Annotated in this window: 14 protein-coding genes; 12 read left to right on the top strand and 2 right to left on the bottom strand. The window is 37.9% G+C overall.

Annotation, left to right across the window (positions count from 1 at the left end):
- Positions 1 to 522 precede the first annotated feature (522 nt).
- The 5 genes from rpmH to IGL37_RS13315 all read left to right on the top strand — a co-directional run bounded on the left by rpmH (position 523) and on the right by IGL37_RS13315 (position 3,735).
- Positions 523 to 657: a 50S ribosomal protein L34 gene (gene rpmH, locus IGL37_RS13335; protein WP_002356012.1), complete on the top strand. Its 135-nt coding sequence runs from the start codon at positions 523 to 525 to the stop codon at positions 655 to 657.
- Between the two features lie 203 nt (positions 658 to 860).
- A complete protein-coding gene (gene rnpA / locus IGL37_RS13330) occupies positions 861 to 1,217 on the top strand; it encodes a ribonuclease P protein component (protein WP_002356011.1) in 357 nt (118 codons plus the stop codon).
- Positions 1,217 to 2,044, top strand: coding sequence for a YidC/Oxa1 family membrane protein insertase (locus IGL37_RS13325; protein ID WP_002356010.1), 828 nt, complete (start codon positions 1,217 to 1,219; stop codon positions 2,042 to 2,044). The genes rnpA and IGL37_RS13325 overlap by 1 nt, the downstream gene beginning before the upstream one ends.
- 14 nt (positions 2,045 to 2,058) lie before the next feature.
- Entirely contained in the window at positions 2,059 to 2,835 is a 777-nt protein-coding gene (gene jag / locus IGL37_RS13320; protein WP_002356009.1) for an RNA-binding cell elongation regulator Jag/EloR, read from the top strand.
- Between the two features lie 177 nt (positions 2,836 to 3,012).
- Positions 3,013 to 3,735, top strand: coding sequence for a response regulator transcription factor (locus IGL37_RS13315; protein WP_002363545.1), 723 nt, complete (start codon positions 3,013 to 3,015; stop codon positions 3,733 to 3,735).
- A gap of 43 nt (positions 3,736 to 3,778) precedes the next feature.
- On the opposite strand, the gene IGL37_RS13310 is transcribed toward IGL37_RS13315, so the two are convergent.
- Both IGL37_RS13310 and IGL37_RS13305 read right to left on the bottom strand, forming a co-directional pair.
- Complete coding sequence (locus IGL37_RS13310) at positions 3,779 to 4,474, bottom strand: GntR family transcriptional regulator (RefSeq protein WP_002356006.1); 696 nt, start codon at positions 4,472 to 4,474, stop codon at positions 3,779 to 3,781.
- A 133-nt stretch (positions 4,475 to 4,607) separates the two neighbouring features.
- Positions 4,608 to 6,005, bottom strand: coding sequence for a CitMHS family transporter (locus IGL37_RS13305; RefSeq protein WP_002356005.1), 1,398 nt, complete (start codon positions 6,003 to 6,005; stop codon positions 4,608 to 4,610).
- Positions 6,006 to 6,409: 404 nt separating this feature from the next.
- Here IGL37_RS13305 and IGL37_RS13300 point away from each other — a divergent pair, with 404 nt between their 5' ends.
- The 7 genes from IGL37_RS13300 to citE are packed head-to-tail and all read left to right on the top strand — an operon-like array spanning position 6,410 to position 10,672.
- A complete protein-coding gene (locus IGL37_RS13300) occupies positions 6,410 to 6,772 on the top strand; it encodes a hypothetical protein (RefSeq protein WP_002356004.1) in 363 nt (120 codons plus the stop codon).
- Positions 6,756 to 7,157 carry an acetyl-CoA carboxylase biotin carboxyl carrier protein subunit gene (locus IGL37_RS13295; protein ID WP_002363547.1) on the top strand — a complete coding sequence of 134 codons (402 nt, stop codon included), beginning with the start codon at positions 6,756 to 6,758 and terminating at the stop codon, positions 7,155 to 7,157. Before IGL37_RS13300 ends, IGL37_RS13295 begins: the two co-directional genes overlap by 17 nt.
- Before the next feature lie 29 nt (positions 7,158 to 7,186).
- Positions 7,187 to 8,302 carry a sodium ion-translocating decarboxylase subunit beta gene (locus IGL37_RS13290; RefSeq protein ID WP_002383526.1) on the top strand — a complete coding sequence of 372 codons (1,116 nt, stop codon included), beginning with the start codon at positions 7,187 to 7,189 and terminating at the stop codon, positions 8,300 to 8,302.
- A 21-nt stretch (positions 8,303 to 8,323) separates the two neighbouring features.
- Entirely contained in the window at positions 8,324 to 8,458 is a 135-nt protein-coding gene (locus tag IGL37_RS13285; protein ID WP_002356001.1) for an OadG-related small transporter subunit, read from the top strand.
- Positions 8,459 to 8,490: 32 nt separating this feature from the next.
- Positions 8,491 to 9,483: a [citrate (pro-3S)-lyase] ligase gene (gene citC / locus IGL37_RS13280; protein WP_033918164.1), complete on the top strand. Its 993-nt coding sequence runs from the start codon at positions 8,491 to 8,493 to the stop codon at positions 9,481 to 9,483.
- Positions 9,484 to 9,488: 5 nt separating this feature from the next.
- A complete protein-coding gene (gene citD, locus IGL37_RS13275) occupies positions 9,489 to 9,797 on the top strand; it encodes a citrate lyase acyl carrier protein (protein WP_002355999.1) in 309 nt (102 codons plus the stop codon).
- Entirely contained in the window at positions 9,785 to 10,672 is an 888-nt protein-coding gene (citE, locus tag IGL37_RS13270) for a citrate (pro-3S)-lyase subunit beta (RefSeq protein WP_002355998.1), read from the top strand. The genes citD and citE overlap by 13 nt, the downstream gene beginning before the upstream one ends.
- Position 10,673 lies beyond the last annotated feature (1 nt).

Genomic DNA, 10,673 nt, shown 5'->3' with positions numbered 1-10,673 from the left:
ACAGTGACCTCCTATATGTTTAAATTTTGGTTATCTAAAAAATGTGGATAACTTAAAAGAATGAGCATAGTCGATTTTAGCATTTTTTTAAAACTTTTTCCACAAGCAATTGTTCAATGTGGAAAAAAAGTACACAAGGGTGAAAAAAGTTTTCCACAGGGTGTCGACACTTGCGGAAGAAAGTGGTTGTTGAATGAGTTATCCACAAAAAGTTGAGAATAATTAAGCTTGTCACAATAATGTTTCAAGAACTTATCAACAGCTGAAAAAACACCTGTGTAAAACTTTTTAACAGGCTGTTTTTTTGTGTAAAACTAGTGGAAAAATGGCTGTGAACAGAAAAAAATGTGGAAAACTATCCACAAGCTACTCACAGGAAAATTTAATTTGTGGATAATTGAAACGAATCTTTCTCAGGAAATATTTCTTAAATTTTATTGACAAAAGACCCCATTACTCGTTATACTATCAAAGTATGTCTATATATTGATGGATAGTTACAATTTCAGGAGGTGTAATTGCATGAAAAGAACGTATCAACCAAACAAACGTAAACGCCAAAAAGTTCACGGATTCCGTAAACGTATGAGCACTAAAAATGGCCGTCGCGTATTAGCAAGCCGTCGTCGTAAAGGTAGAAAAGTTATTTCTGCTTAATGATGGTCTGGTCTTTTAAACAGTCAATTTCTAAGAACCCTTAGTTATCTCCATAATTTTTTGGAAGATGTGAAGATAACTAAGGGTTCTTTTTCTGTTTTCAATAAAAGAAAGCAGGATTCTATAGAAAAGGCTACTAAAAAAGAGCGGAAATATGCTATTATTATTAAGAAGTAAAAAAATATAGAAACAAAGGGATGCCGATGAAAAAGTCCTACCGTGTCAAGAAAGAAAAAGAATTTCAACAGGTGTTTAATAAAAAACAATCTTGTGCAAATCGTCGTTTCGTGGTGTACGTTTTAGAGAAACCACAACAAGCCCATTTTCGAGTGGGGATTTCTGTTGGGAAGAAAATTGGAAACGCGGTCACAAGGAATGCTGTGAAGCGGAAAATCCGCGCGAGTTTATTTCAATTAAAAGACCGTATCTCTCCAGAAATTGATTTTATCGTGATTGCACGTCCAGGATTGGAAAAGTTATCGTCTGAAGAAGTGAAAGCTAATTTAACACATGTGTTAAATTTAGCTAAAATATTAGATGTAAGAGAGGGAATTGAGTAGTGAAGAAGTATAAGCGCTTATTATTAATGGCTGGGTTAGTGACCTTAGTCTTTGTTTTATCCGCCTGCGGAACCGCGCCCGTAAGTGAAAGTAGTACAGGAATTTGGGATCGATACATTGTTTATTATTTTGCCCAAGCGATTAAGTTCCTATCATTAGGCGGCAGTGTCGGAATTGGGATTATCCTATTTACGTTAGTCATCCGGATTATTTTATTGCCGTTGATGCATTTCCAAACGAAGAGTATGCGTAAAACACAAGAGTTGCAACCGCAATTAAAGGCCTTGCAACAAAAATATTCTTCAAAAGATCCTGAAACACAACGCTTATTCCGAGAAGAACAGCAACGTTTGTATGCAGAGAATAATGTGAATCCTTACATTGGCTGTTTACCACTGTTGGTTCAACTACCAATCATGATGGCTTTGTATCAAGCCATTTCACGCGTGCCTGAGTTAAAAGAAGGAACGTTCTTGTGGTTAAGCCTCGATAAGCCGGATCCGTATTTAATTTTACCGATTTTAGCGGCTGTCTTTACGTTTGCTAGTACGTATCTTTCAAGTATGAGCCAACTAGAAACAAATGCCTCACTGAAAATTATGAATTACGTTATGCCAGCGATGATCTTCTTTATGGGGATTTCATTAGCCAGCAGTTTATCTCTTTACTGGGTGGTCTCAAATGCCTTCCAAACAGGGCAAACATTGTTATTAAACAATCCATTCAAAATCCGTAAAGAGCGGGAGGAAGCAGCACGTCAAGCCAAAGCACGGGAGCGAGCGCTTGAACGAGCAAAAAGTCCTAAGAAAAAAGGGAAGAAAAAATAAAGGAGGTCGTTCAGATGCCGATTTATGAAGGAAATACAATCGAAGAAGCAACGCAGAAAGGCTTACAAGCACTTGGTTTAACCAAAGAGGATGTTACAATTGATGTGTTAGACGAAGGAAAAAAAGGATTTTTAGGTCTAGGAAAAAAACTTGCCCAAATTTCAATGGAACCAACGATTAGTGAGCAAGTCACAGAAGCGGTCGAAGAAACAGTGGAAGATATTGTTGTTGCCGATGAAGCAAAAGCAGTGGAAGAAGCAGTTGAGGAATTAACCGAAGCAATTCCTAGTCTCTCAGAGGAATCAACACATTCTTTAGAAAATCTGGAAGACGAAGCTGCTATTACTGAATTAGCGATGTATTTAACGAATATTTCAAATGAACTGAACGCCCCTGCCATGGTTCGCATAGCGCGCGAGAATGGCAATATTATCTTCCATTTAGAAACAGAAAAACAAGGTATCTTAATTGGAAAACACGGAAAAGTGTTAAATGCGTTACAGTATTTAGCGCAAGTCTTTATTCACCGCATTGCAAGCAATAAGCTATCGATTGTTGTGAATGTCGGAAATTATCGTGAAAAACGTCATGAAATTTTGGAACGTTTAGCGAAACGCACCGCGGAAAAAGCCAAACGCACTGGGCGGCCAGTCTTCTTGGAACCAATGCCGGCTTTTGAAAGAAAACAAATTCATCACACGCTAAGTAAAGATGAGCAAATCAAAACCCATTCTGAAGGGGATGAACCTTATCGGTATTTAGTGGTTGAACCAGTTAAGAAGTATTTTTAAACAAACAAAGAAACGTTGGCAACTCTCAGCAGGGACTGAATAGTTGCCAACGTTTCTTTGTTAAATGATTTTTTAGCCGTCTCCGTTTCTTTTTTTATGTTATGATAATCAGTAATTACTCCAGTAGTAAATTCAAATGAAAAAGTTTTGTAAAGAGACGTAGGGGGAGCAACAGGTATGCGTACGGAGAAAATACTGGTTGTAGATGATGATGCAGCAGTTCGTCGCTTGATTTGGAAAGCATTACAATCAACAGGTATTCTTATTTACCAAAGTGAATCAATTGAAAAAACAAAAGATATTGTGTCCAGAGTTACCTTTGATTTGTTCATTTTAGATGATAACTTGGAACATGACAGCGATGGTTACTACTTAGTCCAAATGATTAGAGAGAAATATCCACTAGTGCCAATTATCTTTTTTAGTAGCAAAAAAGAAGAAGAGGATATTATTGCAGCCTTGGAAATGGGCGTGGATAGTTATATAACGAAACCTTTTTCCTTGAATGTTTTTAAGGCTCAGGTGATTGCTTCGTTGAATCGAGCTCGAATGATTCGAAAACAATTGAATGTTTATAAAAAAGAAGAGCTACAGGTAGGTGATTTCCGTTTTGATTATGGTCGTTATCAACTATTTAAAAAGGATTTACCTATTTCATTATCTTCGAAAGAAGTTCAATTAATTCAATTTTTTCTGGAGAATCCCGAGCAAGTATTTTCTAAAGAACAAATTTACAGCAGTGTTTGGGGTACTGGGGATGTCGATGCGAATACGATTATGGTTTTTATTAATCGTTTACGAAGTAAATTAGAAGAAAACCCGAAAGAACCTTGTTACCTTCGGACCGTTTGGGGCATTGGTTATACCTTTACGCCAGATGGTTGCGTACAAAAAAAATGAAAAAAGGCCCGCAGTTGCACGAGCGACTGCGGGTCTTTTTTGCTTATTCAATTTGTCGACGTTCCATTTCTTTCAAAATAAATTGAAGCGAACGATTTAGATGTTCATGGGTTAAAAGTGTGATCTGGTCAATATTCTTTGTTTTCATTCCGCGGAAAATTAACCAATGTTCTTCTAGGGCAATACTACGACGTTCTGAGGCACGAATCGCAATATCTCTGAAATAGATTAAGTAAGCATGGAGATCAGTCACAATTTTTTTTAAACGTAGCATCTGACTCTTAGTATAAATAAAGGAATTAAAATCTGAAAAGTTCTGTAGTAAGTCATCTACTTGGTTATTTTTATTGTATTGTTCTCCTTCGAGAAGTAAGGCTTCCAATTCATCAAAATCTTCTGGTGTCATGAGTTCCATGGCTTTAATGGTTGCTAAAGTGTCCAAAGATTTACGAATATCATAAATTTCATAAGCATCTTTCATACTAATCCCTTTAACCACGATACCCACCATAGGTATATGTTCCACCAATTGTTCTTTGACCAATTCTTGTAAAGCAAAGCGAATGGGCGTCCGACTAATGTTTAATTGCTCGGAAAATTCTTTTTCGTTAATCCGTTCACCTGCAGGAATATCCCCTAAAATAATGGTTTTTTTAAAGGCTTCATAGGTACAAATTTTTAGAGGTTTACTGCTGGTTAAATCTAAGTTCCGTTTTACTGCTTCAACCGTTGGATTCATATGAGGCACCTCCCTATAGGTTATTTTTATAGATAATAAATATAATATTAAAAATGAAAATATAACGCAAGAAAAGACAAAATGAAAAGAAAACCGAGGAGAAAAGGCACTCCTACGGTTTCAGCGACGACGTTTAATTTTGTGGAATAAATAAAGGCATGTGACCTAAAGCAACAATTGTAACAACGAAAATAACGAAAATTCCTAAGGCATATTTTGCTGATTCTTTTTGCCATTGGCCCATATCTAAACCAGTTAAACGTAATAGCAAGTAAATAAATGCCACTAATGGACTTAATAAGTGGAACGCTTGCCCCATTAAGGAAGCTAAAGCCATAGACATATTGTCAAATCCATAAGAACGTCCAGCTTCTGCTAGGACTGGTAAGACACCGAAATAGAAACCATCGTTTGAAATAAAGAATGTTCCTGGTGCTGAAATGAACGCAATCACTAAGCCCCAAGCGCCGGCTAATTGTTTTGGAATAATATTAACAAAGCTATTTGCTAAGGCATTGGCCATACCAGAACCTTGGAATAAGCCCATGAAGACGCCAGCAGCAAAAACTAAGATAACTACTTGCACAGCATCACCAGCATTTGCACTAATACGGCTGCTTTGATCTTTTAATTTTGGATAGTTAATCATTAAAGCGATACAAGTACCAACTAGGAATAATAATAACGGTGGCATTTCAATCCACGAAGGCAAACCTAATTGACCAACGAATGAACTTAGGACTAACCAACCGATTAAGACAATCGTTAAAATACCATTGAACGCAAAATTCTTTGGACGACGAATTTCTAATAACTCAGGATCGTTAACAATAGTCATTTCTTCCAATTCTTTATCAGTAAGCGTTGTCACGCCTAAGCGAGCACGTTCTTTTTTCCCCATGCGATAAGCAACAAAGAAGATAACATACAATACAGATAAAATCATACCAGGTGCTAAATAAGAAAGAATGTCGGCATCAACTTCTAGTACGGCCATGGCACGAGCTGTTGGACCGCCCCAAGGTAATAAGTTCATAATGGTGTTTTGTAAGATAACAAGCACACCTAAATTCATCAATTTCATATTAAGTTTTTTGTAGATGGGAATAAACGCAGAACAGCAAATCAAGGTCGTAGTTGTTCCATCTCCGTTTAAGGAAACAGCAGCAGCAACTACCGCAGTAGCCATCAAGACTTTCATTGGATCGCCTTTAGCAAAGTAAATCATTTTTTTAGTGATTGGGTCAAACAAACCAGCATCCAACATAATAGAGAAGTAAAGAATGGCAAATAATAACATAATACCAGTTTTTGAAGTAGTTGAAATCCCATCTAAGACGAAATTCCCAATGTTGACTTCAGGGACAACACCGTCAGCACCAGGTGGCGGACTCGCTACTCCAGTTGCAATTGCAATCAAAGTAAAAATAAGAGGAATAATTACTAAAGATGTAAACGGTGACAATTTCTTTTTCATGATTACATACATAAAGATGATAATCATACCATAAGCTAAAATAGTGAGTAACATGTTTTTCTTCCTTTCTTTTTTTAGAACTTTTTTGTAAGCGTTAACAACCGGTGTTAATAAAAAAGAATAGCCATGAGAAATGTTTCACAGTATTCTGGTTTACAACAAAAAATATTTTTTGTGTTTGTCTATAGTGTGAGAATATACAAACTTTCGCAGAGAATAAATAGCCTAAAACAAAAAGAACATCAAAAAAACAATTCAACAATCAAATTCTTATTAATAACTTAATATAATATTAATAGAATCTTAACGGCTGATAAATGCTTATATACCAATGTTTACAGAGTTTTTTTCACAAAATAAACAATAAAAGAACAATCTGAGCTAGTGTTTTCACTAGGTTTTTTAACGGTTTTTTCTATAATGAACGTATACCAAGAATTAGTGAAAGGAGAGACAATATGGGCCTATTTAAGTCCTTATTCAAGAAAGAGCAACACACGCAGGATACCGAGATTAATGAAAGCGTTATCCAACGTGAAGCGGATAACTTGGAAAAGCGATGGATAGATATACCAGCATATATTCCTGCTGAGCCAAAAGAATATCAATTGGTAAGTATTGTGGCCACTGCCATCGCAGCAGGAGAGTTTCCAGAAAGTCGTTTTGTTATCAAAAAAATCGCAAAACGAAATCCAGAAGCAAAAGAAGTTGCCATTATTGCAGCCAGTATAGCTGCAGAGCTTTCAGAAGAGTCTCAGCTAGTTGTCAAAAGAATTTCAAAACAAAACCTTGAGGAGGATCATTATGTTACGCAAATTTAAAATTTCAATTGATGGGAAAGAATATTTAGTCGAGATGGAAGAAATCGGTGGCGTCCCACAACCAGCACCTGTTGCGCCACAACCAACAGCGCCAGTTGCTACGACAGAAACACCAGCCCCTGCTGTTGAAGAAGCCCCAGCGCCAGCAGCACAGCCAGCCGCCCCAGCAGGAGCAGATGCAATGCCTGCGCCAATGCCAGGAACTGTGTTAAAAGTATTAGTCAATGTTGGTGATACGGTGTCTGAGAACCAACCATTGTTAATTTTAGAAGCAATGAAGATGGAAAATGAAATCGTTGCAGGAAAAGCAGGTACGGTAACAGGAATTCATGTTACCCAAGGCCAAATTGTGAACCCAGGGGAACCATTAATAACAATTAACTAGAATTAATTTAAGAAGAGGAAGTGATTTGTGTGGAGACACTGATTCAAGGTGTTATAGGAATGGGCCAAGAACCAGGACGCATTGTGATGATGCTGATTGGTGGACTATTAATGTATTTAGGAATAAAAAAAGAGTATGAACCAACACTTTTAGTGCCGATGGGTTTAGGAACGATTTTAGTGAACTTTCCTAATTCCGGCGTATTGAGCGCTGGCGGCGAGCCAGGTCCGTTTAATGTTCTTTTTGATTTTGGAATAAAAACAGAATTATTCCCGTTATTATTATTTATTGGGATTGGGGCAATGATTGATTTCGGTCCATTGTTACAAAATCCGTTTATGTTGATGTTTGGTGCCGCTGCACAGTTTGGGATTTTCTTTACAGTTATTATGGCTGTTTTATTAGGTTTTGATTTAAACGATGCTGCTTCGATTGGGATTATTGGTGCCGCTGATGGCCCAACGTCTATTTTCGTAGCAAATACCTTACATTCAAAATACATGGGGGCCATAATGGTTGCCGCTTACTCCTACATGGCGTTAGTTCCGATTATTCAACCAGTAGCGATTAAAGCAGTGACGACGAAAGCCGAACGTCGTATCCGTATGACTTATCGGGCCGGTGAAGTTTCTCAAACAGCGAAAATTCTTTTCCCGGTTGTTATTACGATTGTCGCAGGGTTAATTGCGCCGGTGTCATTACCATTAGTTGGTTTCTTAATGTTTGGGAACTTATTAAGAGAATGTGGCGTTTTGGATCGTTTATCCATTACAGCTCAAAATGAATTGGTGAATATTATTAGTATCTTGCTAGGACTATCTATTTCCGTTAGCATGAACTATGCAGAGTTCTTAAAAGTCGATACGTTGATGGTTATTGGCTTAGGGTTAGTCGCCTTTATTATGGACTCAGTCGGCGGCGTACTTTTTGCTAAATTCTTGAATTTATTTAGAAAAGAAAAAATCAATCCAATGATTGGTGCTGCGGGTATTTCCGCTTTCCCAATGTCTAGTCGGGTCATTCAAAAAATGGCTACAGATGAAGACCCACAAAACTTTATTTTAATGCATGCTGCTGGTGCCAACGTTTCAGGACAAATCGCTTCTGTAATTGCTGGTGGCTTACTATTAGCCTTTTTAACATAGGACGGAAAGGAGAACGAATACATGTCTGTTAACATGGAAGATTTAAAAATTGCTTTTGAACTGTTAGGTTTTGGTTGGGGCGGCGTTTTCGTTGTTTTATTTATCATTTATCTAGCATCTAAATTACTAACAAAATTATTTCCAATTAAAAAATAAAGGAGGTTATTGCTGTGAGCAGCGTATATACAATGAAAAGAATCTGGTTGCAAAAAGATAAAAAAGCTTATCAAGCTTGGCGCGAATTAATGGAAAAAGCCGAATTGCAAACGACAGAAGCACTTGATTACACCGTTGGCATATATGATGACACAGCATTAATCGCCTCTGGCTCGCTTTCAGGCAAAACGATTAAGTGCGTGGCCGTTTGTAAAAAATATCAATCTGAAAATTTGTTAACCCAATTGGTGGTTCATCTACTTGAAAAACTGAGAGAAGAAAACCAATTACACAGTTTTTTGTATACAAAACCAAAAAATGAACAAATTTTTCAGTCGCTAGGCTTTCAAAAAGTGGTTGCGAATCAAGAGGTGCTATTTATGGAGCAAGGCAAACCAGATTTTGCCGATTATCTTGATTACCTGACACAGCATAAAAAAGCAGGGCCAGCCAGTAGCATTGTCATGAATGCAAATCCTTTTACGAAAGGCCATCAGTACTTAGTCGAAAAAGCAGCCAAAGAAAGTCCACACGTTTATGTGTTTGTTTTATCTGAAGATAAATCGCTATTTTCAAAAGAAGCACGTTTCGCAATGGTGCAAAAAGGGGTCGCCCATTTACCCAATGTGACAGTCCTATCTACAGAAGATTACTTAGTTTCGTCTGCGACTTTTCCTACCTATTTTTTGAAAAAAAAAGCGCCATTAGAGGTAGCTGCAATTCAAGCAACGCTTGATGCAACGTTATTTAAAGAAAGAATTGCGCCAATACTTGAAATTCAGCAACGTTATGTGGGAGAAGAGCCTTATTCAGAAGTGACCGATGTCTACAATCAAGCAATGCAACAAGTTTTCGGACAAACGATAACGCTAACCATTGTCCCGCGATTAGCGAGTGATGGAGAGCTGATTAGTGCGACGAAAGTTCGCAAAGCGATGGCTGAAGGCGACAAAGAGACACTCAAGAAGTTTTTACCAGCAACAAGTTATCAATACTTAGTAGAACACAAGAAACTAATGAGGTGAAGAAAGTGAAGATTATCAAAAATGCTACTGCAGGGACAGTAGAATCAAGTGATATTATGATTACCGTCCAACCCATTGAATCAACAGAAAATACCATTGAATTAGAAAGTAGTGTCGAAAAACAATTTGGCAATCAAATTCGTCAGGTGATTACGACAACTTTGGAACATTTAGATGTCCAAGGCGTTGCGGTCAAGGCGATTGATAAAGGGGCATTAGATTGTACAATCAAAGCTCGGATGATTACAGTTTTACATCGAGGCGCTGAAAAAGAAACGTATGATTGGAAGGAGTTGGACTCATGGAACGTTTAAGAAGAACAATGATGTTTGTCCCTGGAGCGAACGCGGCAATGCTAAGAGATGCACCTTTGTATGGGGCAGATTCAATCATGTTTGATTTAGAAGATGCAGTTTCATTAAAAGAAAAAGACTCTGCCCGTGTTTTAGTCCATTCTGCTTTGAAAACTTTCGATTATGGCAATATTGAAATTGTTGTTCGGATCAATGCTTTAGATGCTGGTGGTGCAGAAGATATTGAAGCAATGGTCTTAGCTGGTGTCGATGTGATTCGTTTACCAAAAACAGAAACAGCCCAAGATATCATTGATGTCGAGGCAGTCATTACAGAAGTAGAACAGCAAAATGACATTCCCGTAGGAACAACGAAAATGATGGCTGCCATCGAATCGGCCGAAGGTGTTCTAAATGCGCCCGCGATTGCCAAAAGTTCAACTCGCTTGATTGGCATCGCGTTAGGCGCCGAAGACTATGTTACCAATATGAAAACACGGCGCCATCCAGATGGCCAAGAACTATTCTTTGCTCGTAGCATGATTTTACATGCCGCTCGAGCAGCTGGGATTGCAGCTATTGATACGGTCTATTCAGATGTAGACAATACGGAAGGCTTTGAAGCCGAAGTTCGTTTGATTAAACAGCTAGGTTTCGATGGGAAATCGGTGATTAACCCTCGTCAAATCCCATTAGTTAATACTATTTATGCGCCAACAGAAAAAGAAATCCAGAATGCTAAGGAAGTAATCTGGGGCATTCGGGAAGCCGAAGCAAAAGGTTCCGGTGTTATCTCCGTAAATGGAAAAATGGTTGATAAACCAATTGTTGAACGAGCTGAACGGGTCATTGCGTTAGCATTGGCGGCTAAATTAATTACCGAGGAGGAAATATAGA

It is taken from the genome of Enterococcus sp. AZ119 (genome assembly GCF_050546175.1).
Lineage (GTDB): Bacteria > Bacillota > Bacilli > Lactobacillales > Enterococcaceae > Enterococcus > Enterococcus faecalis.
This window is presented reverse-complemented; position numbering and strand designations above follow the sequence as displayed.